Annotated in this window: 17 protein-coding genes; 15 read left to right on the forward strand and 2 right to left on the reverse strand. The window is 53.8% G+C overall.

The annotated features are described in order from the left end of the window. Positions 1–29 precede the first annotated feature (29 nt). Positions 30–908 carry an AraC family transcriptional regulator gene (locus CCY01nite_RS19230; protein ID WP_186831147.1) on the reverse strand — a complete coding sequence of 293 codons (879 nt, stop codon included), beginning with the start codon at positions 906–908 and terminating at the stop codon, positions 30–32. Between the two features lie 252 nt (positions 909–1,160). Between CCY01nite_RS19230 and CCY01nite_RS19235 the strand changes: the two genes are divergently transcribed. Genes CCY01nite_RS19235 through CCY01nite_RS19290 form a run of 12 tightly spaced genes read left to right on the forward strand, consistent with a single transcriptional unit; the run spans position 1,161 to position 17,816 of the window. Continuing rightward, entirely contained in the window at positions 1,161–4,256 is a 3,096-nt protein-coding gene (locus CCY01nite_RS19235) for a SusC/RagA family TonB-linked outer membrane protein (RefSeq protein WP_146865231.1), read from the forward strand. A 19-nt stretch (positions 4,257–4,275) separates the two neighbouring features. Continuing rightward, on the forward strand, positions 4,276–5,922 hold the full coding sequence (locus tag CCY01nite_RS19240; RefSeq protein WP_146865233.1) for a RagB/SusD family nutrient uptake outer membrane protein: 1,647 nt from the start codon (positions 4,276–4,278) through the stop codon (positions 5,920–5,922). Next, positions 5,912–8,683: a glycoside hydrolase family 15 protein gene (locus CCY01nite_RS19245; RefSeq protein WP_146865235.1), complete on the forward strand. Its 2,772-nt coding sequence runs from the start codon at positions 5,912–5,914 to the stop codon at positions 8,681–8,683. Before CCY01nite_RS19240 ends, CCY01nite_RS19245 begins: the two co-directional genes overlap by 11 nt. Positions 8,684–8,707: 24 nt before the next feature. Further along, positions 8,708–10,084, forward strand: a complete 1,377-nt coding sequence (locus CCY01nite_RS19250) for a GH39 family glycosyl hydrolase (RefSeq protein ID WP_246129982.1) — start codon at positions 8,708–8,710, stop codon at positions 10,082–10,084. A gap of 21 nt (positions 10,085–10,105) precedes the next feature. Beyond that, a complete protein-coding gene (locus tag CCY01nite_RS19255; protein ID WP_146865239.1) occupies positions 10,106–10,969 on the forward strand; it encodes an amidohydrolase family protein in 864 nt (287 codons plus the stop codon). Next, positions 10,920–11,981: a zinc-dependent alcohol dehydrogenase gene (locus tag CCY01nite_RS19260; RefSeq protein WP_146865241.1), complete on the forward strand. Its 1,062-nt coding sequence runs from the start codon at positions 10,920–10,922 to the stop codon at positions 11,979–11,981. The genes CCY01nite_RS19255 and CCY01nite_RS19260 overlap by 50 nt, the downstream gene beginning before the upstream one ends. An 11-nt stretch (positions 11,982–11,992) precedes the next feature. Continuing rightward, positions 11,993–13,144 (forward strand): mandelate racemase/muconate lactonizing enzyme family protein, encoded by a 1,152-nt coding sequence (locus tag CCY01nite_RS19265; protein WP_186831148.1) that lies wholly within the window; start codon positions 11,993–11,995, stop codon positions 13,142–13,144. Between the two features lie 9 nt (positions 13,145–13,153). Further along, on the forward strand, positions 13,154–13,915 hold the full coding sequence (locus CCY01nite_RS19270; protein WP_146865245.1) for an MBL fold metallo-hydrolase: 762 nt from the start codon (positions 13,154–13,156) through the stop codon (positions 13,913–13,915). 57 nt (positions 13,916–13,972) lie between these two features. Further along, positions 13,973–14,653, forward strand: a complete 681-nt coding sequence (locus tag CCY01nite_RS19275; RefSeq protein ID WP_146865247.1) for an RraA family protein — start codon at positions 13,973–13,975, stop codon at positions 14,651–14,653. 12 nt (positions 14,654–14,665) lie between these two features. Continuing rightward, complete coding sequence (locus CCY01nite_RS19280) at positions 14,666–15,373, forward strand: PIG-L deacetylase family protein (protein ID WP_146865249.1); 708 nt, start codon at positions 14,666–14,668, stop codon at positions 15,371–15,373. Continuing rightward, complete coding sequence (locus CCY01nite_RS19285; RefSeq protein ID WP_146865251.1) at positions 15,370–16,197, forward strand: hypothetical protein; 828 nt, start codon at positions 15,370–15,372, stop codon at positions 16,195–16,197. The genes CCY01nite_RS19280 and CCY01nite_RS19285 overlap by 4 nt, the downstream gene beginning before the upstream one ends. A gap of 14 nt (positions 16,198–16,211) precedes the next feature. After that, a complete protein-coding gene (locus CCY01nite_RS19290) occupies positions 16,212–17,816 on the forward strand; it encodes an SLC5 family protein (RefSeq protein WP_186831149.1) in 1,605 nt (534 codons plus the stop codon). Between the two features lie 181 nt (positions 17,817–17,997). Here the strand turns inward: CCY01nite_RS19290 and CCY01nite_RS19295 are convergent, their stop codons facing one another. After that, entirely contained in the window at positions 17,998–18,360 is a 363-nt protein-coding gene (locus CCY01nite_RS19295; RefSeq protein WP_146865255.1) for a hypothetical protein, read from the reverse strand. A gap of 266 nt (positions 18,361–18,626) precedes the next feature. Between CCY01nite_RS19295 and CCY01nite_RS19300 the strand changes: the two genes are divergently transcribed. The 3 genes from CCY01nite_RS19300 (at position 18,627) to CCY01nite_RS19310 (ending at position 26,413) form a co-directional block, all read left to right on the forward strand. Then, on the forward strand, positions 18,627–21,200 hold the full coding sequence (locus CCY01nite_RS19300; RefSeq protein ID WP_146865257.1) for a GH116 family glycosyl hydrolase: 2,574 nt from the start codon (positions 18,627–18,629) through the stop codon (positions 21,198–21,200). A 334-nt stretch (positions 21,201–21,534) separates the two neighbouring features. Further along, complete coding sequence (locus CCY01nite_RS19305) at positions 21,535–24,609, forward strand: SusC/RagA family TonB-linked outer membrane protein (protein WP_222614451.1); 3,075 nt, start codon at positions 21,535–21,537, stop codon at positions 24,607–24,609. 22 nt (positions 24,610–24,631) lie between these two features. Beyond that, the gene (locus CCY01nite_RS19310) at positions 24,632–26,413 is read left to right on the forward strand and encodes a RagB/SusD family nutrient uptake outer membrane protein (RefSeq protein ID WP_146865259.1); all 1,782 of its coding nucleotides are present in this window, start codon (positions 24,632–24,634) and stop codon (positions 26,411–26,413) included. The last annotated feature ends 8 nt before the right edge of the window (positions 26,414–26,421 follow it).

The raw sequence follows: 26,421 nt of genomic DNA on the forward strand, positions 1-26,421 counted from the left end.
ATGTTTTGTGTATGCCGCATGCTGACTGATCAGCTCGCCAGCAGTCTCAGCTCCGCTACCCGCTGGTAATTCCTGCGATACGTTTTAGGCTGGCAGCCCTTGAATTTCCTGAACTGCCGGTAAAAGAAAGATACGCTTTCAAAGCCCGAAGAGTAACAAACCTCGCTGATCTGCATATCCGTTTCTATCAGCAGCTTGCAGGCCCTGTTGATCCGGTATTCATTCAGAAACTCAAAGAACGGTTTCTTCATCACCTTGCTGAAGAACCGCGAAAAATATTTCTCGCTCATATTTACCCGGTTCGATATCTCGGACAGCGATACCTGTTGCAGGTAGTGCGACTGAATATAATCATACACCGCGTTGATCCTCGCATTGTCCGTCCGGTTCAGCGCGCCGGTAAATTCCTGTGAGCAAAGAAAGCGGAACTGCGTGTTCCGCGCCAGGTCCTGCAGTATCTCCAAAAGAATGATCATCCTTTCAAAAGCAGGCGCGTTGAGCAGGCGCAGAAACTTCGGCTTCAGCTGCAGCGCTTTTTCCCGGTCTACCACAATACCCTTGTTCATTTCCGTCAGTAAACCCGCAATCGCCTTGAACTCTATGCTTTGCATCCAGGTCTCGTTCAGAAAGCCTTCTTTCAGATAGATCACAATGGCAGTGGCCGGTTCGTCTTCATCACCGCTGATGTGCCAGGTGTGCGGAAGGTTCGCGCCCAGCAGTACCAGATCGTCGCAATAAAAGTTCTCGGTGCTGTTGCCCACATAGCGAACGCCGTGGCTGCTGAGTATGTAAGTGATCTCCAGCTCGGGATGATAATGCCACGGATAATCGAATTCCTTGCTGTTTTCCTGCAGCTCGATCTTGAAGAGATTGGACTCGGACGGGATAGGCTTGAAATGTGGCTTCATGCTCTGAATATACATGAATTTGCACTGTTTATCACCTGTTTTTTATGATTTGGTGCGAAATAGAGGAATAAAATAGCGATTTAGGATAATTTGTATATCCTTTCAGGATACAATGCCGGATAAGAACAAAATAGGATACAGAATGAGCGAAATGGTGTAGAAATCGGGCAAAAGAGGAAATTATTTTTGGGAACATCAACAGCAACCAAAATTTACGCAATTCTATTCAGCTAACTACGCAAATCAACTATTATGAACTTCCGCTCATTTAATTTGCAGGCAATAAAGAGAATGCTTCCACTCCAGACCTTGTTATTCTTTCTTTTTGCGCATGCGATGGCGCAGGACAAGGTGACCATTTCCGGTACGGTAACGGATGGTAAGACTGCCCTGCCTAATGTATCCATTCTTATTAAAGGAACGAGCCAGGGAACCACCACCACGGAGACCGGCAAATTCACCATACAGGCATCCCGGGGGCAGGAGCTTGTTTTTTCATTTATCGGATATGAGAAACAGACGATCGTTGTAGGCGATCAGAAAACGCTGAACATCGTGCTGGTGCAGTCCGCCAACCAAACGCTGAACGACGTAGTGGTGGTAGGTTACGGCACAAAGAAAAAAGCCTCTGTAACGGCCGCCATCTCTACCCTGAAAGGAGCGGAGGTAGCTTCGGTGCCCGTGGCGAACCTGAGCAACAGCCTGGGTGGCCGCGTTTCCGGCGTCATCGTGAAGCAGGGATCAGGCGAGCCGGGTAAAGACGGCTCGAACATTTATGTACGCGGTATTTCATCCACCGGCGCGAATCAGCCGCTGATGATCGTAGATGGTATTCCCCGTGCTTTTCAACAGCTCGATCCCAATTCCATTGAAACGTTCACCGTACTGAAAGACGCCGCCGCCGTGGCGCCCTATGGTGTTGCCGGAGCGAACGGCGTAATACTCGTTACCACCAAACGCGGGAAAACGGGAACGCCTACACTGAGCTACAACGGCTACGTCGGTTTTCAGAACCCGGTAGTGTTACCGGATTTCGTGAACTCCTATCAGTACGCCACGTTGCGGAATGCCGCCGCCGTGAATGAAGGGCTCCCCGAACCTTACTCCGCATCCGACCTGCAGAAATTCCAGGACGGATCAGATCCGGACGCCTACCCCACGTTCAAAGACATCTGGGGCTCCATCACCAACAAAAATGCTATTCTTACCAATCATAACATAGAAATATCCGGCGGAACAGAGCGCGTAAAGTATTACGCGGGTCTCGGCTACCAGTTCCAGGAAGGCATGTGGGCAGCCACCAATTCCAGGCGGTTCAACCTCACCCTGAACCTGGACGCGCAGGTGACCAATACCACCAACGTTTCGTTTAACGTCAACGGCCGGCAGCAGAAGAACATGTATCCGCAGATCACCACCGGCCGTTTGTTCGAGCTGATCGGCTACCTGCATCCGCTGTACGGGCCTTTGAGATTCAGCAACGGCATGAACGGAACATTCCTCACCGGCAGCCTCTTCAACAGCGGCTACCAGCAGATCAACTCCACCGCGCTTTTTTCGCAGCTGTCCGTGGAACAGAAAATTCCTTTCATCCCCGGCCTGAAAGCAAAAGGTACGATCGCCTACGACCCGGCCCATACGATGGACAAGCTCTGGACATTGCCGGTACACAAAGCCAGTCTTGACAGATCACAGACGCCGTACGTGATCACGGACGGCATATGGGGGCAAACGAAACCTTCGCTCAGCCAGAATTATTCCAACGAATACCAGCTCACTTACCAGGCGGGACTGACCTATGATAATACATTTGGTGCGCATCATATTGGTGTGCTCGGTCTTTTCGAGGCCAAAAGCAACAATTACCAGACGCTCGGCGCGGACAGAAGAAATTATAACCTCGGCATCGACGAGATCAATCTCGGCAGCTCCAGCCAGGCGGACATGAGCACCCGCGGCAGTTCCAGCCAGGCAAGGCAGGTAGGCTTCGTATACCGCGTAGCTTATGATTATGCGCAGAAATACCTGCTGGAAGCAAGCGGCAGGTATGACGGCAGTTATTTCTTCCCGCCGGACCAGCGTTACGGCTTCTTCCCGGCCTTCTCCATCGGCTGGCGTTTATCGGAAGAAAACTTTCTCAAGAACAAGCTGAGCTGGCTGGACAACCTGAAGATCAGGGCGTCTTACGGTGAGGTGGGCGCGCTGGCGGGCACTCCCTTCCAGTACATGAGCACTTATGATGTGCTTGGTACCAACTATATCCTGGGCGGCAACGCCGTGCAGGGTATCCGGGAAAGAGCGGAACCTAATCCCTACATCACCTGGGAGCGCGCGAAGAAAACAGACGTGGGGCTGGAAGCCAATCTCTGGAACGGCCTGCTCAATTTCGAGATCGATTATTTCTACGAAAAACGCTCCAACATGCTCGTGAACCCGGATGTGGTGGTGCCGTCGGAATACGGTGTGGGACTGAGCCAGGTGAATGCGGGGATTATGGATAACAGGGGCGTGGACTTTACGATCAGCTCCTTTTACCGCATCTCCGACGACCTGCAGGTATCGCTCGGGGCCAATATGACTTACGCGAAGAACAAAGTGCTGCAGATATTTGAAACCTCTACTACTTACAACAATCCCAACCGCCGGGTGACCGGCAGACCGCTGGGTACGCAGTTTGGCTTCCAGTCGCTCGGGTATTTCCAGGAAAGCGATTTCGATGCGAACGGTAACCTGAAGCCGGGGATCGCCGTACAACCCTGGGGCGCTGTACAGCCGGGCGATATCCGGTACCAGGATATGAACGGTGATGGAAAGATCAATGATGACGACATCACTGTGATCGGCGATCCTACCGCCGCGCCAAGGATCATTTACGGTTTCTCGCCGTCCGTAAAGTACAAGGCGTTTTCGCTGGACCTCCTGTTCCAGGGCGCCGCAAAAGTGGACTGGTATTATCATGGCTCGTCCATCATGCCCTTCTGGGAAACCATGCTCCCTTACGTTCACAACTTCGATTACTGGACGCCGGAAAATACGAACGCCGCTTATCCGCGGCTCACATCCGCGCCTACCGTCAATAACTCGCAAACATCCTCCTTCTGGATGGGCGATGCCAGCTATCTGCGCCTGAAAAGCGCTACGCTCGCCTACACCATTCCGCCCGCGGTCATGCGCAAGCTGAAGATGCAAAACATCAGGGTGTTTGTGTCAGGACAAAACATATTTACATGGACGAAGCTGATCAACTACGATCCGGAAATAGGGCCGAACAACTCGTGGATACCGAACGGGAGCTGGGGATATCCCAACCAGAAAGCCATTTCCATTGGTGCTAACGTAACATTCTAATCAGCAAAAATCATTTGGTATGAACAATCAAATTCTGAAAATGACCCTCCGGGCGCTCCTCATATGCATGCTTTCGTTTTCATTCCAGGCATGCAACAAGTTCCTGGACGTAAAGCCGAAAGACCAGGTGACGGATGAAACGCTCTGGTCCACCACCGCCAATGCGGACCTGTTCCTGAACGATGTGTATGCGTCCGTTCCCACGCTGATCACCAGCGACCCTTGGGAGAACTTTTCGGATAATTCCCTGAACGGGCAGGCCGGCCGTGTGAGCACGAACCTTTACGGCCCTTCCATCTATACCCCCAGCAATGCGCCGAACAAATGGGGCCTGTACACCAGCATCCGGAAAGCCAACCTGTTCATTGAGAAAGTGACCGCATCGGCGCTGGAGGAAAGCTGGAAAAAAGTGAGGCTGGCGGAAGCACGTTTTCTGCGCGCGTATTTTTATTCGATCCTGTGGACCTATCATGGCGGCGTGCCCATTATCACGGATGTGCTCAACCAGAACGAGCAGGGCGATGAAGTATTCCGCCCGCGGAACACCGCTGCCGAAACGTTTGATTTTATTGTAGCGGAATGTGTAGCCGCTGCCGCGGAACTGCCGCTGACGGCGGAAACCGGCCGCGCTACCTGGGGCGCCGCGATCACCCTGAAAGGCTCCTGCGAGCTGTTCAACGCCGGCGCGCTGTACAACCCGTCCAATGACCTTTCCCGGTGGGAGCAGGCCGCCAGAACTTTCAAACGCATTATCGATACCGCGCGGTATACATTATTCCCCGATTATAACACGCTGTTCTTTGAAGAGAACAATAACAATGTGGAAGTGATCTTCGCCCGCCAGCACCTGGGCGGCACTTCACTCGCCAATTACCGGGACGGGGAGATCGGCCCGCGGTTCGTGAACGGTGCGCTGACCGGCTGGGGGCATGTGAACCCCACGCAGGACCTGGTGGATGAATATGCTATGGCCAACGGCCTTCCGATAACAGATCCTGCTTCCGGTTATGACGACCAGAACCCTTACGTTGGTCGTGAAAAAAGATTTTATGAATCCATTGTATACGACGGCTCCGAATGGCTCGGCAGTGAGATGATCATGAAGCAGGGCGTGGGGAGCCTGAATGCCACGGACCTCAATAACAGCAGCATTTCCACGAGAACGGGGTATTACATCCGCAAGGGCATCAATCCGAAATACGCCAGCGCGCAAAATAACCAGAACAGCGCGAACTGGATCATTTTCAGATACGCGGAAGTGTTGCTGAGCTATGCCGAAGCAAGGAATGAAGCCACCGGCCCCGATCAGTCGGTGTACGACGCCATCAACGAAATACGCGAGCGCGCGGACATTCCCGATCTGCCCGAAGGGCTTGATCAGAACGCCATGCGCATTGCTATACACCGGGAAAGAAGGGTAGAGCTGGCGTTTGAAGAAAAACGTCTGCCGGACCTCCTGCGGCTGCGGCTCGCGGAAGTGGTGCTGAACGGTACAGTGCACGCCATGAAGATCGAGAAAGTCGGCAATAACTGGGTGTATACGGTGGTGCCCGCAGGCGGCGGCGCAAAAGCCTTCGATCCCGCGAAAAATTACCTCCTTCCGATCCCGCAATCCGCCAGGGATAAAAACACACAATTGGACCAGAACCCGGAATATGAAGATTAGAGCACATTACCTTATATGGAGCCTGTTGCTCCCGCAATTAGCGGCTGCCCAGGCGGAAGAAAGACTGTCAGTCAGGATAGCGCTGGGCCACACGGCCCCGGAACGGCAAACGAGAACGGTAACGCTCAAAGCCGGTACCCCCGGCCTGGAGATCACCACCGTCACCGGCGCAGGCATTGAGCAGGACGATCAGGCAGGCACCGAATCGCTGCTGCATGTGGGGAAGGGAGATGTAGACGTGCTCGCTGCGGATATCAAATGGCCCAGGCCCTCCGCGCCGCTGCGGGAGCTGGCATCTCACCGTGACCGCTACTCCGTAAAGAACGACGCCATGTGGGGCTACCTCATGGAACACGGCACAGCAGGGCAGGCGGAAAGATTGCGCAACGATCCCTGGAACAAACCGGACGGCCCTTTGCTCGTCATTCAACTCGATCATGAAGGCACACAAGGCTTTGCCGTTTCGCTGGAACAGCTCATCCGCCACCGCGCCATGTGGCTGCCGGAACACGATATTTTCATCACGCTGGCAAACCGGCTGGTCAGCTTTAAAAAACATCTGGCATCACTGAAAGGAAAGCGGGTGCTGGATGAGGTGGCCCAACAACCGGATGCCTCGCTGGAAAAATTCAGGGATGCGTGGGAGGATTTCGGCAACCCGCTGGAATGGAAGGCTTCCTGGCAAACAGAATGGATAGACACGAAAGGACATCTCACGGTGATGGCCCCGGCGCACGGCGCTATCTACAAATTCGCGGTAGACCGCTACGGAAACGTACGCCCCGATTTTGCATCGCCGCATAAATTCCGCCTGGACCTCCAATGGCAGGAAAGCAAATGGAAAAAGCAGGCGATATGGAACGGCTTGCCGGTCATCCTCACACAACTGGAAAAAAACGGGCAGCAGGCAGAAATAACACAGTTCGTATCTCCGCTGGCGGAACCTTCCACGGTAGTACGCGGATATCTCCCCGGCGTGATGCTCACCAAAGTAAAATTGTCCGGCAAAAGCGGGCCCGTGCAATTCGGGCTGTCGATGGCCACTCCGGCTGACAGCCAGCTGCATGTTGTGCGCGTGAAAAACGATTGGGTAGTAACAGGCAAGCGGGGCAATATTCTCCTGCTGCTGCAAACCGGGCCGGGCCTCACCGTATCCGCGGAAAGCGGCGCCACGGCGAAGCTCATCATCTCCGGCGATCTGCCCGAAGGGCAATCCCTTGAATTTATCGCGAAGCTGCCTTCCCCCGATGTGAAGGAAGCCGGTCCGTTAAGCGGGCTGGATTTCGCAGCGGCAAAACAACAGACGGTCAATTACTGGGAGCAATGGCTGAGCCGTGGCGCGCAGTTCAAAGTACCGGAAGAAAGCATCAACAACCTGTACCGCGCCAGCCTCTGGCATTCGCTGGTACTGCCGCGGCATACCATCGGAACGGATAATGCGCCGCATATGGATCTGCCGTATGCCAACACCGCTTACGGGCAGAAAGATGCGGACTGGCCCATCAATCAGGCTGTTTATGTCGATTATATGATCTATGGCTTACGTGGATATGATTCGGTGGCGCAGGATGAAATGAAAGCCATGTTCAAAAGCCAGCAGCAAAAAGATGGCCGCATCGGCGGCTTCGCGAACTGGGGCGTTTATTCTCCCGGCCAGCTGTATGCCATTGCACAAAATTATCTCCTGTCCGCCAACAACGAATATTTTGAAGAGCTGCTGCCGGATGCGCTCAGGACGCTGGACTGGTGCCTGGCGCAGGTGGCCGCGGCCAAAGCAGCGGATAGCTCTACCGGCCTGATCCGCGCGCCGCTGAACGATCTCACCAATGCGGAACGCGAATGGGCATTCACACAAGCGTACTATGTGGCTGGCCTTGAATTGTTCGCGGAAGCGCTGGCTGCGTATAACCATCCCCGTGCGGCATCCGTCGCCGCCACCGCCGCTGGCATGAAAGCAGATGTGGTAAAGGAGTTTGCACGCGCCAGCGTTCAGTCACCCGCCGTACAGGTAGCAGACGGCACCTGGGTGAACTATGTGCCCACAGACGCCATGACGCCCCGCCGGTTAATGGACCAGTGGTACCCGACAGACGTAGATTGCGGCCCGCTTCATTTGTCCCGGCTCGGTGTGATTGAGCCGGACAGCTGGCTGACCACGGCCATGCTGCATGATCATGAGGATAACCTCTTCTTCCGTAACCTGGGCGCGGCCAATGAACCCATATATGTGCAGCAGTCATCCGTCTATTTACTGCGCGACGAACCAAAAGCCGCCATCCGCTCGTTTTACAGCTTAACGGCCTGCGGCTTCTCGCATGAGCAGCTGACTTCGCTGGAACACCGCTGGGCATGGGGACAATACTACGGTCCGCCCAGCACGGACGGTGCATGGTTCGAGCTGTACAGGAAGATGCTGATACGGGAAACAGGTATGGATACGTTGCTGATCGGGCAGGCCATTCCAAGGGCGTGGCTGGAAGACGGGAAGAAGATCGAAGTGAAAAATGCGCCGACTTATTTTGGCCCGCTGAACATGGAGATAGCAAGCCATGCCGCCCGCAAGGAGATCGTTGCCACAGTGGATATTTCAGCACGGAACCCTCCACGGATGCTGATCGTACGGCTGCGGCACCCGCAGGGCAGCAAGATCCGGTCGGTAACCGTCAACGGGCAGGACTGGAAAGATTTTGACACGCAAAAGGAGTTTGTTCTGATACCGGCTTCTGAAGGAAAGCGGTATACCATTGTTACGAAATACTGATTCATCACCATAAACCTGAAAATCTTGAAGAGCGTATTCACTGCATTTACCCTGCTGCTTTGTTTGTATGCATCCGCGCAAACGGCGAACGTCAGCGTGAAGTTCAACGAAGATGCCGGCCCGATGAACATGGAAAAGATGTCGTTAGGCCAGGGCGGTTTGTCGGAAGAGCCCATGCTATCCGGCAGGATCACCGAGATCAGGGCGTTACATCCCGCTATTATCCGGCTGTTCGTCAGCGAATATTATGATGTGATCCCCGAAAAGGGAAAGTATCATTTTAATACGCTGGACAGCATGGTGACCAACATCCTGCAAACCGGCGCGAAGCCTTTCATGAGCTTTTGCCTGAAGCCTTCCGTATTTTTTCCGGTAGTTGATCAGGATATTGTAGAGCCGAATGATTACAAGGCCTGGGAGCAATTTGTATACGATGTTGTAAAACATTTCCTGGACCGCAAAGCCGGTATCACCTACTGGGAAATTGGTAACGAGGTAGACATAGGAGAGGATGGCGGCACGCCGTACCGTTTCAAGCCTGAAAGTTATGTGCGGTATTACAAACATACTGTCGCAGCGATCCTTCGGGCTGACCCGAATGCGAAGGTCGGCGGTCCGGCGCTTGCCTGGTACAAATCACCCATCCTTCCGGCGCTGCTGCGCGCCTGCGCGGATGAAAAACTGCCGCTGCACTTCGTTTCCTGGCATCATTATAACAACAGTCCGTATATCATCCGCGAGCAAATAGATTACGTGAAAAAGCTGATCGCGCAGCATCCCGGCCTGCATCCTGAAACGATCATGAACGAATGGAACATGGATCTTTTCAATCCGCCGCTGGACCCGCGTTTTCAGCCCTGTTACGTGGCGGAAACCGTATGGCAGATGAAGGATGCGGGACTGGACTGGTCGTGTTACTACCAGATCAAGGATTGGTACGTATCTTATGAAACGTTTGCCCGGTTCTTTTCTCCGCATGGCACCGCATTTATGACGCGGTGGTGGAACCGGCAGGCGCAGTTCAGCGGGCTGATCGATTACCAGAACCAGATAAGGCCGGCATATTTTACGTTCAAGCTGCTTTCAAGAATGGCGGGCACGCGGTTGCCTGTACACTCTTCTCATGATAAGGTGCACGGCTTTGCTTCGCATGACAGCAAGCTGGAAATGCATAACCTGATGCTCTGGAATTTTTCCGATCAGCCGGTTACCGTAAAGCTGAATTTGGAAGACATGCCGAAGAATATGAGAGCGCGGCATATTGTGCTGGACGCTACCGGCGCGGGCCTGGAAGAAAATCAGCGCCTGCGGCCGGAGCCGTTCAGCAAGCTGGAAAAAGGCACCAGAACCTTGACCGTAAAGCTGGAACCCTGGGCGGTCCATTACTGGTCACTGGAATAGGTTGATTATATTGTCAGTACTATGATCGTAGACATTCACACACATATTTTCAAAGCCGGAGAAGATTTCGGGCCGGCATTGCAGGCGGATCTCAAAAGATGCCGCGTAGACCCCGCTTCCTGGGGAGATGTGGAAGAAAGGCATCTCGAAACCACCAAAGCGGCGGACGTAGCCGTGGTATTCGGATTGCAGGCTTCCGCAACGGGCTGGAACATTCCCAACGAACGGGTGGCCGCGCATGTTGCCCGCGCGCCGGAACGGTTGCTGTTCTTTGCATCGATCGATCCTTTGCAGGGAAATTATATGGAGGAACTGGAAAAATGCCACCAGGATCTCGGCGCAACCGGCGTAAAGCTGGCGCCGTTATACCAGAATGCGCATCCGCTGGGCCCCCGTTATTACGATATCTACCGTTATTGCGAAAAGCATGGCCTGCCCATACTTTTTCATGCGGGTACTTCTTTCGTCAGCGGCACCCGGCTGGATTATTCGCGGCCCGCTCACTTCGATGCGGTGGCCGTTGATTTTCCCGGCCTGAAAATGGTGCTGGCGCACCTGGGGCATCCCTGGGAAGGTGAAACCATTGCAGTGATCCGCCGTCATGAAAATGTATATGCGGATTTGTCGGCATTGTATTACAGGCCATGGCAGTTCTACAATTCCATGCGCCTGCTGGTGGAATATAATGCATCGGAGAAAGTGTTGTTCGGATCTGATTTTCCTTTTACTACTACCGGAGATTCGCTGAACGGCGTGCGCCGTATCAACGACGTTCTCGCCAGCAGCGGGCTGCCGGGCATACCTTCCGGGGTTACAGAGGGCATTATTAACAGGGATGCGTTGCAGCTGCTGGGTTTGCCGCATCCTGCAAAGCGGAGGGTATGAAGATGCGGGTGGCAGAATTGATAAAACGAACATTATGAAGATGCGGGCATTGCAACTGAAAGGGCTAAACGAATTGGTAATGACGGAGCTGCCGGTGCCGGAACCAAAGCATGATGAAGTGCTGGTCCGCACAGCGGCAGCTACCATCTGCACATCGGATTTGCATGATATCCGCTACAATCCCTTTGGCATCAAATATCCGCGCACCCTCGGGCATGAAGGCGCCGGTGTGGTCGCCAAAGCAGGCGCGGACGTTAAACATTTGGCTCCCGGCATGCGGGTGGCTGCCCACCCCGTAGTGCCCTGCGGGAAGTGTGAAGAATGCAGGCGGGGATATGAGCATCTGTGTTCCACTATGGGGCACCTCGGGCTGGACAGGGACGGCTGCTTCGCGGAATATTTTGTGCAGCGCGCGGACCGTGTGGTGGCCTTGCCGGATCATCTTTCATTACCGCTGGGCGCGCTGTTGGAACCCGTGGCCGTGTGTTTGCAGGCCGTTGCCAGGGCAGGGGATATCAAAGGCCGCAGGGTGCTCATCGCGGGCGATGGTCCCTTCGGCAACATGATCGCCCGGCTGGCGGTAAAGGCGGGCGCAGGCTCCGTGGTGGTTTCCGGCCGTTCTCCTTTCCGGCTGGGCAGGATACCCAACGTGGAGATCATGCAGGACGTTCCCGCGAAGTCCGTTGACATTGCGATACTGGCCGTCAGCGCCCCCGAAGCCGTGCAAGCCTGCATAAAAGCATTACGCCCGCGTGGCAGGCTGGTGATCTTCAGCAATGTACCAGCACCGCTTCCGCTCGATTTCTTCACGCTGCACGTCAGCGAATTGGAGATCGTGGGCGCCTGCAACGACGAAAACAGGATAGAGGCATCACTGGAATGCCTGAACGATACAACACTGGCACTGGAAGAGCTGATCACGCACCGCCTGCCGTTCGAAAACTGGGAGGAAGCGTTCTCCCTCGCGCGGGACGGCCACGACAAAGCGCTGAAAGTAGCCATGACATTTTAATTGATAGACGTATGAAGATTACCAATGTAGAAGCATTTATTCTCCAGTCCCCTTTCGAGATCACGTTGCCTGAAAACAGCGATGAAGCAAGAGGCGTAAAACATTGCCTGCTGATAAAGGTCAGCACCGATGAAGGGATCACCGGCTGGTCTGATGTGGAAACCTCTCCGCATGCGGGCGAAGCTGCCGTGAATGCGCCGGAAAGCGGGGCCGGGATGTTCGAGGGGCTGCGCGCGCTGGCGGTGGGAGAAGATCCTTTTGATGTGGAACGCTTGTGGGACAAGATATACCGCGGAACGATCTATTTCGGCAGAAGAGGCGTGGCCATGCAGGTGCTCTCCGGTTTTGATATCGCCTGTCATGATATCATCGGGAAAGCGGTCGGGCGGCCTCTATACAAGCTGCTCGGCGGCGCGCGGCGGGACAAGGTGCGGGCCTATGCCTCCACGCTTTTCCGTTCCTCGCCGGACGCCATGAAGCAGGCCTGCGAGTTTTACCTGAAGCGTGGCTTTACCGCGGTGAAGTTCGGCTGGGGCGTATTCGGACAGGATTTTAAACGCGATGTAAAACTGGTGGCCGCGGCGAGGGAAGCGCTCGGGCCGGATGTTGAACTGATGATCGATCCGGGGTGGATGGTAGACCGCAGCGCTTATGACGCGATTGAACTATGCAAGGCGCTGGAGCCTTACAATATATTCTGGCTGGAAGATTTCCTGCATCCGGAAAATTACGACGGCTATGCGCGGGTAAAAGCAGCAGGCGTGCGAACGAGGCTCGCGGCGGGAGAACAGGAGGCTACGGGCTGGGGGTTCCGTGAGTTGATACAGCGCGGCCGCATTGATGTGGCGCAGCCCGACCTTTCCCGCTGCGGAGGCTTCACGCAGGCGAGGAAAATAATGTGGGAAGCGGAATGCGCCGGCATTGATGTTTGTCCCCATGCATGGCTGACGGACCTGCTGACCGCAGCAAGCCTCCACGTGAACGCCGTACTGCCGCGCTCGCTTTTCCTGGAATACAACGTCAGCGATAATCCCATGCTGCGCGAGATCATTGAAAATCCCGTGCAGATGGACAAAAACGGATACATCCCCGTTCCGCAAGGCCCCGGCCTCGGCATCGGGATCAACGAAGACGCCGTTAAAAGATTTTGTGTTAACCTTTAATAAACCGACATGAAAACGATCCTTGCGCAAGACCTGCTGCCGGATGAAGCGGCCCTCTGGTGGCTCGGGCAGGCCGGTTATGTCATCCGGTCCGCCGGGCTGACCGTCGTCATCGACGCCTATCTTTCCGATGCGGTCGGCAGAGGCTCCCCGGAGTTTTCCCGGCAGTATCCCCCGCCAATGGCGGCGGACGATCTGGAAGCGGACATTTACATCATCACCCACGATCATCTCGATCACCTCGATCCTGAAACGATCTCATCTTTCCGCAAAAAGGAAGATACCCGCTTCATCGCTCCCCGGCTGGCCGCGCAAAAGCTGCCCGCGCTGGGCGTTCCCGCAGAACAGACCATCGTGCTGAATGCCGGGGAAACATGGCGCGCCGAAGGCATTGAAGTAACGGGTGTATTCGCGCTGCCCACAGGGGCCGATGTGCTGGATACCACCGGCTACCGCATCACGTTCACAAACGGAAGAAGCGTGTACCACACCAGCGACACCCAGTTCCATCCCATTGTGCTGGCCGCCGCGCCAAAGTCGCCGGAAGTAATGCTGGTGCCGATCAATGGTAAATGGAACAACCCCGGTCCCGAACAGGCCGCGGAATTCGCCCGGTCGGTGCAGCCAAAATTTGTACTGCCCAATCATTACGACATGATGGCGCTGAACGCGGAAAACCCCGCCGTGTTCAAATGGTTCTGCGAACAGCAGGGAATGGGAAGCTGTTGCGTGATCGCGGAGCCCATGCAATCCTTCATATGGTCATCCTGATTTAACATCGATATAAAAACGTAAAAAACATTCGTAACCGAACAAAAATATACTGACATGGAATTCAAGCAAAAGCTGCTCACCGACGATGAAAAATTCAAATGGATAAAAGAAAACCTGTACGTGCCGATCGTATGTGATGTGCTGGACGCGCTCGGCTACCGGAACCAGGCCATGCACCAGCGGCTGCGGCCGCTCGATCCCGAGAACAGCATCATGGTCGGTCGTGCCAGAACGCTTCGCTGGATGGAAACGGATTATATTGAAGATGATCCCTACAACATGGAGATCGAAGCAGTGGATTCACTGAAGAAAGGCGATGTAGTAGTGCACTCCACGGATTTCGCCGGCACCAATGCGCCCTGGGGCGAGCTGATGAGCACTATCGCCAAACGAAATGGCGCAGTAGGTTGTATTTGCGACAGCATGATAAGGGATTGCAGGAAGATCGTGGAAATGAAGTTCCCCGTATTTTACGGCGGCATACGGCCGCTGGACAGCCTTGGCAGAGGAAGGGTGATGGCTTATGATGTGCCTGTCCGTTGCGGTGATGTGGTGGTGAAGCCCGGAGAGCTGATCTTTACGGACTTCGATGGCATCGTAGTGGTGCCGCGGGAAGTGGAAGACAAAGTGCTGGACATCGCACTGGAAAAAGTCATGAAGGAAGACCAGTCGAGGAACGACCTGCTGAAGGGCGATTCGCTGAGAGCCGTGTATGACCGTTATGGAGTACTTTAACCGATCTGAATAATGAATATACTTTGTGTTGCAGCCCACCCGGATGATATAGAGATCCTCTGCGCGGGTACGCTGATCCGCTACGTCAACGAAGGCCACCAGGTAACGATGGCCGTTTTCACCAGCGGGAACATGGGTGATGCCGTGATCGACCCGGAAAAGCTGGGCAGGATCAGGGAAGAAGAAAGCCGCGCCGCCGCCGCGCTGATCGGGGCAAAGCTGATCTGGGGCAATGTGATGGACGAACACGTTTTCCCTGACAGGGAACAACGGCGCCTGATGATCGACATCCTGCGCGAAGCAGATCCCGATATCATCTTTACCCATTCTCCCAGCGATTATCACCCGGACCACCGGTATGTAGGCCAGCTGGTCTTCGATGCCTATTTCCAGAAAGGCTTGCCGCATATTCCCGACCAGCGGCTGCCCGCCTGCCGCTTCGGGCATGCGCAGGTGTATTTCATGGATAATCTCGGCGGCATTGGTTTTCAGCCGACGGAGTATGTGGACATATCCGCTGTTTTTGAAACGAAGAAGAAAATGCTCGCCTGTCATAAAAGCCAGTTCGAAGCCATGCAGCAACTCGCGTCCACCGATCTGTTCGAGATGATAGAAGTGCAGGCACGTTTCAGGGGAATGGCCGCCGGCTGCCGGTATGCCGAAGGATTTACCCGGCTCGACGCTTTTCAGCGCGGGCTCACGAAGCGCGTGCTGCCATGAATATCAGCGCTGTGAGATGGAACGGATGGGATGCCGTTCGGTGCAGTACGGATACCTGTGAGCTGATCGCCGGTATCTCCGCCGGGCCGAGGATTTTGTCGCTCCGTTACCGCGGTGGTGATAACCTGCTGTATGTGGATGATAAAGATTTCAGAGTAGGGGACTGGCGTATTTACGGTGGCCACCGCTTCACTACGGCGCCGGAAAATGATGCCAGTTATTTTCCCGATAACGCGCCCTGCAAAGTGACTATCAGCGATGCGGCGTTGAAGATCACCGCCCCGCAGCGGCCTGACGGCATCCGGCTGTCATTGATCATCACAGCAGGTGAGGAAGGATTTGATATCGAACATGTGCTGGCGTATCATGGTGCGGAAGTCTGGGAGGGTGCGTTGTGGGCTATCACCTGTGTGCCGCGTTCCGCACTTTTGGAGGCCGGCCGTTTGGCGCATAGTTCATTGTTGGCGCAGGACGCCTGCATAGCAGAAGCTGTTCATTTCTGGCCAGGCACCGATCCCGGGAACTGGGAATTTACTGGTGGCCGGGTGAACATAAAGGCCGGGGATTTCCGCGCCAAAGCCGGTTGGTACATGGAACATCCGGAACTCTCAGCGATACAGCCGGCGGGTGCATTATCCATTAAAAGCCCCGCTGCACCGCCCGCAGATGTGCATGTGGACAATGGCTGCAATGTAGAAGTTTTTGTTTGTGCGGATTTTACAGAACTGGAAACATTAAGCTGCAAGCTGTCCGTTCAGCCCGGCGCATCGGCCCGGCATTACCAGCAATGGCGGTTGTCCTCTTCACCCGCCGCCAATCATTAAATCAAGGAACATCTATGGAGAAATTTCATCTTTCACTGGCCGATATATTGATCGTTGTTGTAGAAACTTTGCTGGTAGTCGTTATCGGCCTGATAGCCGCCAAAAAGATAAAACGGACGACGGAAGGATATTTCCTGGCGGCGGGCAATATGCCCTGGTACCTTATCGGTGCCGCCTTTGTAGCCACAAGTGTTTCCAGCGAACAGATCGTAGGTACGATGGGCGCCACTTACAAAGGCGGGCTGGCTATTGCGAACTGGGAATGGTGGGCTTTGCCGACCTATCTACTCATGATGATATTTTTCATTCCGATGTATTTGCGCAACAGGATCGTCACTGTCCCGGAGCTGCTGAACCGCCGCTTTGGCCCCCTTTGCGGCGCCATCTACAGCATCGTGATCCTTATCGGGTATATTTTTGTGTTCCTGCCACCGGTGATATATGGCGGCAGCGTTACGATCAGTGAATTGACGGGATGGGATATCCGGTATGTGATGGCCGGCATTGTGCTGCTTACCGCCAGCTACACATTGCTCGGAGGGTTGAGTTCCGTGATGTGGACCGATGCGATTCAATGCCTGATGCTGATCGTGGGCGGTGTGCTGTTCTTTTTTGTGGCGCTTGACAAGATACCTGGTGGCTGGGGCGCGATGGTGGCCGCTTCTCCGGAACGTTTCCATCTGTACATGCCGCCTTCCAGCCAGGAAGCGCCGTTCGCCGGTTTGATCCTGGCGTCTTTCGGCGTATTCCTGTTTTACCAGTCATCCAACCAGGTAATGATACAACGGGTGCTTTCCGCGCGCAGCACATGGGATGGCATGATGGGGATCATCTTTTCCGGATTTATTAACCTGATCAGGCCGCTGGTGACCTGCCTGCTTGGCCTCATCGTTTATCACTGGCTGGACGTGATGAAGCAGGGCCCTTCCCTGTTGCCGGACCAGCAGGATAAGACCTTCCCGCTCGCGCTGGAACTGTTTGCGCCCTCCGGATTGAAGGGCGTTATCCTGGCCGGATTTTTCGCTGCGGTGATGTCTTCGATCAGCGCACTGGCCAATTCTATCGCCACGATCTTTTCGCTGGATGTATACAAACGTTTCTGGAGAAAGCGCGCGGGCGACCGTGAGCTGATCATCACCGGCCAGATGTCCGGCGGCATGGCGCTGTTCATCGGAACATTGATAGCGCCGCTGGTGGCGGACGTAGGGTTGTTCAAATATTTTCAGACCGGTGTTACCTACATGGCCACCCCATTTATTGCCGTGTTGCTGATGGGTCTGCTGTGGAAAAGAACGACCTACGCCGGCGCTATTGCAGGGCTCATTGGCGGCGTATTGATCCAGCTCGGGCTTGCACTGTTGTTCTACATGCTGCACATCGAATTGAACTGGCTGTACGTGGGCGCCATTGCGGAAGCGCTTACCATACTGCTCATTGCGGTAGTATCACTCATGACGCCTGCCCCGCCGGCCGCACAGGCTGAACCGTTCCTGTGGAAGCTGGCCTGGATCAGATCACTGAATGATGATGACAAGGACCGGCCATGGTTCCGGAAGATCAAGTTCTGGTTGCTGATCTATGCGCTGGCCTGGTGTTATATATACTGGCGGTTCTGGTAGACTATTTTTTTACCTTTATTGCAGCAGGTAGTGTGGTAGCTAAAGTGCGTATTAATAATGGTGACGATGCTCCTGTATGAAAATAAACAATTCTTCCGTAAGTGTTTGTTTCATCAAAATATAGCTGAAGTATGTTCATAGATAACGTGAATTAGCTATGGGTTATCAAACAATCTAAAGATTAATCAATCCTGTTTTTAAATGCGCCGATTATTTTATCCAGGAAAGAGGCGTTTTTCTTATACGCTTTTCTCGTTGTAAAAAGCGGCAGGCCATCTTTTTCTCTATAACTGGATTGAACAAAATCACCTGATGATAAAACAATCCGGATAACATTTTCCTGCTTGATGGCAGTTTCTGATGCAATTTCTATAAGCGTTTTCCAATAGTTATCAGAAGACTTGTCAAAGGCCCTGACGATAATATCTTTTTCTTGTTCCATTACAGCGTTCATAACAGTTAAATTTATAGTAACGAAAGTACCGAAAATTTCTGAATCTGTTTTTTGGTTTGAGTGCTGATGATTTGCAAAATAACATTTCATGAAAGACAATTTATCAATGCGCGACGAAAGCAGGAGGAACGGCAAAAATTGTTTAGTCAATATTCTTTAATAAGAGAAACCTCCGCTCTCCAAAAAAATATTTGGTTGCTAGCACTAAATATTATACTTTCATTTTCTGAAGCGGAAGCTTCCTTTTTTAATCTCTTTTTGCTTAAACGATTAAGCGTTATGTAAAGCACTTCCGCCGAAAACGGCGGGGAAGGAGGGCTTTTGCCCATACAACTACTTATAAATTCCATACACTCATGAAGGCAACTAACAACCGGCGTAATTTTTTAAAGAACTTCACTCTCGGCTGCATTGGCGCATCAACGCTGCCCGGGGTAACTCTGGCAAAGGACGGAACAACAGCAGCAGAAAATACAGCAGCGCCTGACAAAGCAAAAACACCCGGCGGGCGCGATTATAACACCGCTTATACGGGAAAGAATATTGAACGGGTGGCATTCCCCATCGGGGGGATCGGCGCGGGCATGTTCTGCCTGGAAGGTACCGGCGCTATTTCGCACATGTCTGTCCGCCACAATCCCGAGATGTTCTTTGAGCCCGCCATGTTCGCCGCCATCAGTATTAAAGGTGTGCCGGAAGGAGCAAAAGTGCTGGAACAGATCATCCCGGACTGGAAGAAATTCGGCATGCGCGATTCGGGGCTTGGCGGCACGGGCGGCGCTACCTGGGGACTTCCGCGTTTCCGGTCCGCCGAATTTAAAGCGCGCTTCCCGTTCGCGGAGATCACGCTGAAAGATCCCGCGATGCCCATGACCGTGCAAATCAAAGGATGGAGCCCGTTTACGCCCGGCGATGAAGACAACTCCAGCCTCCCCGCCGGCGCACTGGAATATCATTTTTCCAACACCGGCAGAAAAACAGAAGAATGCGTATTCTCCTACAATGCCCGCAACTTCATGCGGCAGGGAGATACCGGCCATACTATCAAACCCATTAAAAACGGGTTTATCTTATCACAGGAAGCCATCACCAACGCCCCGGAAAAGCAGGGCCATTTTGCGATCTATACAATGGACAACGACACGGTAGTAGACCATTGCTGGTTCCGGGGCGCCTGGTTCGATCCGCTGACGATGGTATGGAATACCATCAAAGCCGGCGAAACCAAAAGCAATGCGCCGGTGGAAAAAGATGCGCCCGGCGGCTCACTGTACGTACCTTTCCGGTTGAAGCCGGGAGAGAAAAAAGTGATCCGTTTGATGATGTCGTGGTACGTGCCGGATTCAAAATTGCGGATAGGAGAGGACGCTTCCGGCGATCATCCTGATCAGCATAAATTTCACCGCCCATGGTACAGCAGTCGTTTTAAAAATGTGAATGAGGTGGCGGATTACTGGAAAGAAAATTACGATGCGCTGCAGAAGAAGACTTCCCTGTTCACCGATACGTTTTACAAAAGTACCCTTCCGCCGGAAGTGCTCGAAGCCGTTGCGGCAAACCTTACCATCCTGAAATCTGCTACCGTCATGCGGCAGTACGACGGGCGCTTCTGGACCTGGGAAGGCTGCGGCGACAGCTGGGGCAGCTGCCACGGTTCCTGCACGCACGTGTGGAACTACGCGCAGGCCGTACCGCATTTGTTCCCGAACCTGGAAAGAAGCCTCCGCAACACAGAGTTCTCCGAAAACCAGAACGCGGATGGCCACCAGGGCTTCCGCGCCAATATTCCCATCTCCCCGCTGGTACATAACTTCCATGCGGCGGCGGACGGCCAGCTCGGCGGCATCATGAAGGTTTACCGCGAATGGCGCATCAGCGGCGATAACGACTGGTTGAAAAAGATCTATCCTTCGGTAAAGAAAAGCATGGATTATTGCATCCGCACCTGGGACCCCCACAAAAAAGGCATCGTGGAAGAGCCGCATCACAACACGTACGACATTGAGTTCTGGGGCCCTACCGGCATGTGCACCAGCTTCTATCTAGGCGCGCTGAAAGCGATTTCGCTTATGGGCGCCTTCATGCATGAAGACGTAGCGGAATACGCCAGCCTCTATGAAAAGGGCAAACAATATCTTGAAACAGATCTTTACAACGGCGAATACTTCATTCAGAAAATACAATGGACAGGACTCAACGCCCCCGACCCCGTGAAAGCGCAATCCTTCCATACGCAATACTCCGAAGAAGCACGGCAACTGCTGCAAAAGGAAGGCCCCAAGTATCAGTACGGCGAGGGCTGCCTCTCCGATGGCATTCTCGGCTCATGGATCGCGCGCGTCTGCGGCATGGATGAACCGGTAGACCCCGCCAAAACAAAAAGCCACCTGCTGGCCGTGCACAAATACAACCTGAAAAAAGACCTCAGCGCACACGCCAATCCGCAACGCCCCACCTTTGCGCTCGGCACGGACGCCGGGCTGCTGCTTTGCTCATGGCCCCGCGGCGGCATGCTGTCGCTTCCCTTTGTGTACAGCAATGAAGTGTGGACCGGCATCGAATACCAGGTAGCCTCGCACCTGATGTTCATGGGAGAAGTGGAAAAGGGGCTGGACATTGTAAGGGCCTGCCGCGACCGCTACGATGGCACCGTGCGCAATCCTTTCAATGAATATGAATGCGGCCACTGGTACGCCAGGGCAATGTCCAGCTACGGCATGCTGCAGGGCCTCACCGGTGTGCGTTATGATGCGGTGGACAACACGCTTTTTATTGATTCGAAAGTTGGGGACTTTACCAGCTTTATCTCAACAGCAAAGGGTTTCGGCACCGTCAGCCTCCGGCAGGGAAAACCTTCATTGAAAGTAGCGCATGGCGAGATACCGGTGAAAAAGGTTGTCATATCAGGCAAGACGGCGCAGTTAGGATGATTAACAGGTTATCGTATCAGAATAAAACGCCATCAGGATGAATAAACGATCGCCGTATCGAATAAAACACCATCAGGATAGATAAACAGTCATCGTATCAGTACAACAGCATAAATCGTATCAGTATAACAGCATAATAAAACAACAGCACAACCAGATCTAATCGATCACATCCGTAAGACAGTTCAGTTGGAATAATACGGGCAGCCGGAAACAAATCCGGTTGTCCGAATGGGAAAGACAATGCAACCAAATTCAAGTCCGCGTTCTCAGACATTATTTGCTTAAACGTTTAAGTAAATAACCTATCCACCTATAATTAAATATCACGTTTATGAAAAGTTGCCGGCACATCATGCCTATTCAGCTGAAATCACTAAAGAAGAGACTGATAAGCTTCTTTTTCTTTTTCTTCGCTTTCACGGCCACCGCTCTGGCACAGAAGGTCATCACAGGCAAGGTGACCTCCGCGGTGGACGGCAAGCCCCTGTCCGAAGTCACCATCGTGGTGCAGGGCACCCCCGTGGGCACCACCACCTATCCTGACGGCACCTACGCCATTAAGGTAGCGGGGAACGATGCGATGCTGGTGTACACTTACGTAGGCTTTGAGCCACTGGCGATCACGGTGGGGAACAACAGCGTGCTGAACGTATCGCTGAAGCAGCAGTCCAGCACCCTCGGCGATGTAGTGGTGGTGGGCTTCGGCAAGCAAAAGAAAGCAACTGTCACCGGCGCTATTTCCAGCGTGCCGGTACAAAACCTGCAACGGATCGCCACGCCTTCGTTGTCCAATGCGCTGGCCGGCAGCATGCCGGGCATCATCACCCGGCAAAGCTCCGGTGAGCCGGGATACGACGGCGCGGCCGTATTCATCCGCGGCTTCGGCACCTGGGCCAACAGAAGCCCGCTGATCCTGGTGGACGGTGTGGAAAGGGACATCAACAACATCAACACCCAGGAAATAGAAAGCTTCTCCATCCTGAAAGACGCTTCCGCCACCGCGGTGTACGGCGTAAGAGGCGCCAACGGCGTGATCCTCATCCAGACGAAGAGAGGCACTACCGGCAAGCCGAAAGTGATTTTCCGCACAGAGAACGCCACGCTGAAAGCGTTGCGCCTGCCGGATTACATCAACGGCCCGGAATATGCGGGACTTATCAATGAAGCGCTCGCCAACAACGAGCTGCCGCTGTTATATACGGAAGACGACCTGCGTAAATTCGCGGACGGCTCCGATCCCTATCTGTATCCGAACGTGAACTGGACGGATGCGGTGCTGAAGGAAAACACCTTTCAGACCATCAACAACCTCAGCGTGACCGGCGGTAACGAGATCATAAAATACTATACCAACGTCGGCTACACGGTGCTGAACGGTATTTACAAACAGGACCCGGCAAGTCCTTACAAAACGAACGCGCAGATGAAGCGGTATAATTTCCGCTCCAATGTTGATATCAGCGTTTCCAAAACCATCAGCCTGGAACTGGGTATCGGCGGGATCATACAGCAGGGCAACTATCCCGGTACGCCGGCGCCCGCCATCTTCGATGCGTTGAAGATCACTTCCCCGATCAACTATCCTATCCTGAACCCGGACGGCTCCATCGCGGGAGCAGCCACCTCCTACCTGCAAAACAACCCCTGGGGCTTTGTTACACAGTCCGGGTACACGCGGCAGGACCGAAACTCATTACAGGGCACTTTCGGCGGCAAATGGGATCTTTCATCGCTGGTAACAAAAGGTCTTTCCGTGCGCGGCCTCTTTTCTTACGATCACTACTATTCCGCTTCCACGGACCGCATCAAGCCGTACGCCATTAAACAGTACCGCGGCAAAGACCCGGACGGCAACGATCAGTATACGCTGATCCGCGAAGAGCAGCCCATGCGGTACGAGGAGCACAGCGGCGCCAACCGCGCTTACTACACGGAACTGGCGCTGAATTACAACCGCGTTTTTGGTGATCATTCCGTTACCGGCATGTTGCTCGGCAACCGCCGTGAGTACATCGATCTTACCGCGGGAAATACCCTGAACAGCCTTCCTTACCGCCGGCAGGGCCTCGCGGGAAGGATCACCTATAATTTCAGGAACCGTTACCTCGCGGAAGTGAACGCCGGTTATAACGGCTCGGAGAATTTCCCCGAAGGCAAGCAATTCGGGTTCTTCCCGTCTGTATCGGCAGGCTGGATCGTCAGCAACGAAAAATTCTGGAACATCAACGCCATTTCCAATCTCAAGATCAGGGGATCGTACGGTCAGGTGGGAAACGACCAGATCGGCGGGCGGCGCTTCCTGTTCCTGACCACCATCAACCGCGCGGGACAATCCTATTTCTTCGGCGATAACCAGCGCTTTTACCAGGGATTTGATGAAGCGCAGATCGGTAATGATGATGTAACCTGGGAAGTGGCCACCAAATCCAACATCGGGCTCGATCTGGAAATGTTCAAAGGCGCGCTGGTGCTCCAGATAGATGCGTTCCGGGAAAACCGCGACGGGATACTGATCCAGCGCGGCGTGATCCCCCGCGTCACCGGTTATTACCCCTGGACGCTGCCCTACGCGAACCTCGGCAAGGCAAAGAACTCCGGGCTGGACATGCTGCTAGAAGTAAAGCACACCACCCGCAAAGGCTTCTATTATAATTTCCGCGGCACGTTCACCTACGCCAAAAGTATCATGACGCAGAACGATGATCCCATTCCAAAATACGCTTACCAGTCATTCATCGGCCTGCCCATAGACCAGCCGATGGGCCTTGTTGCCTTGGGCTTCTTTGAAGATCAGGCCGATGTGGAGCGCAGCCCGAAACAGAATTTCATGGACCAGGTAAGGCCCGGCGATATCAAATACAAAGATGTGAATGAAGATGGGGTGGTGGATGATTACGACAAGGTGCCGATCGGCTATCCCAGAACACCGCAGATCGTCTACGGCGCCGGCGCGAGCTTCGGCTACAAAGGCTTTGAGCTGAGCCTGTTCTTCACCGGCGTGGCGCGCACCAGTCTGTTTGTAGACGGCCCGTCCATGTACGCTTTTCAAATGGGATTGAGCACGTACAATATTCTCCGTGAGTACTACGACAACCGCTGGACGCCGGAGAATCACAACGCCAAATATCCCCGCGTATCGCCCATGCAAAACCCGAATAACAACCGCACTTCCACGCTGTTCCTGCAGGATGCCTCCTACATCCGCCTCAAGAGCGCCGAAGTGGCCTATAATTTTGAAGTGGCGGGGCTGAAGAAGCACGGGCTGGACAAGATCCGCCTGTTCATCAACGGCTCGAATCTCGCTACCTGGGACAAGATCAGGGTGATAGATCCGGAATCCAATTACGGCACCGGTGGTTATCCGCTGCAACGCGCCATCAACTTCGGCGCACAGCTTTCGTTTTAATTCATTCATCAAAATTTATACGATGAACAAACTGCTTGTTTTTATCACTATATGTCTGCTGACTGCATCCTGCACCAAAGACTATCTGAAGAAAGCGCCGGATGAGGACCTGGATATCAAAAAGGTTTTCTCCGAAAGGAAATATGCCGAATCCTTCCTCTCCTCCGCCTACCACAACGTTCCCGTGATGCTGGGCGCGGCCGACTGGGACCAGCGCAATCCCTTCACCGGCGCCTGCGACGAAATGGAGATCACTTACCTGGGCGCCTATTCCCATTTGCTCAACTCCGGCGCCTGGAGCGCCAATGACTACTATCCGGACGTATGGGGCTTTATGTATGAAGGCATCCGCAAAACGAATATTTTTCTGGAGAATGTTGGACAGGTGCCGATGGATGAAGGAGAGCGGAGCCGGTGGATCGGTGAAGCCACTTTCCTGCGGGCTTTTTTCCACTTCATGCTCGCGAGGATCTACGGTGCTATTCCCATCGCGGATCATGCCTACACCCTCAGTGAGGACTATACGAAGATCCGCAGGGCGCCGGTGGACCAGGTGATCAATTTCATCGCCGCGGAATGTGACAAGGCCGTGCCTTTACTAACCTGGAAAGTGGGCGGCGCCGATCAGCTGGGCAGGATCACCAAGCCCGCCGCGCTGGCATTGAAAGCGCAGGCCCTGCTGTACATGGCCAGTCCGCTGTGGAACGGCAACCCGGAATATGTCAATATTAAAGACAATGAAGGAACACAGCTTTTCCCCGCTTACGATAAAGAAAGATGGAGAAGGGCGGCCGTTGCCGCGAAAGATGTCATCGATGGGGCGGAAGCGAACGGTTACAAGCTGTATCGCTCCGCAAGCAACGACCCGGTGAGGAATTACCAGGAAATATTCATCGAACGGAACAATTCAGAAGTGTTATTTGCCCGCAATGCGGGTGAACATTCGCATTTCGAACGTTGCAGCAACCCCATCGGGTTCGGTGGTTTCTCCATTTTCTGTCCCACGCAGGAACTGGTAGACGCCTATGAAATGGAGAACGGCATGCAGCCGATCACCGGATATAATGCGGACGGGTCACCGGTCATCAATGCCGCCTCCGGCTACGTGGAAACGGGGTATGTGGCGGACAAACATCCGCTGGACTATTATCCCGCCGGCGTGCGGAACATGTACGTGGGCCGCGAGCCACGTTTCTATGCCAGCATTAACTTTAACGGCGCCATGTGGAAAGGCCGCAACATACAGTTCTGGTTCGAAGGGCTGGATGGCCGCAAGCGTGCGGGATCGGACTATTGCATCTCCGGTTACCTGATGAAGAAAATGGTCAATCCTACTTCAGACATCTTCCAGAACAGGTTTTCTTTGAATACCTTTATCTACTACCGCCTCGGCGAAGCCTACCTGAACTACGCGGAGGCATTGAACGAAATGGACGGCCCCGTAGCGGACGTTTACAAGTATGTGAACGCGATCCGCGACCGCTCCGGCCTCCCGGCTTTGACCGCCGGTCTTACACAGGACGCCATGCGCGAAAAGATACGGCATGAAAGAAGGATAGAGCTGGCATTTGAAACACACCGCTACTTCGATACCCGCCGCTGGAAGATCGCCGCCGGCATCGACAGTAAAGAGATACACGGCATGAACATCGGCGCGGGCAATAGCTTGCAGGACGATAATTTTTACAAACGCACCGTGATCGAAAAACGGGTGTTCATCGCGCCGAAGCATTATATGTGGCCGATACAGCAAGCTGAGATCAATAAAAACAATAACCTGGTGCAAAATCCGGGGTGGTACTAAAACAAAAG

It is taken from the genome of Chitinophaga cymbidii, assembly GCF_007992715.1.
GTDB lineage: Bacteria > Bacteroidota > Bacteroidia > Chitinophagales > Chitinophagaceae > Chitinophaga > Chitinophaga cymbidii.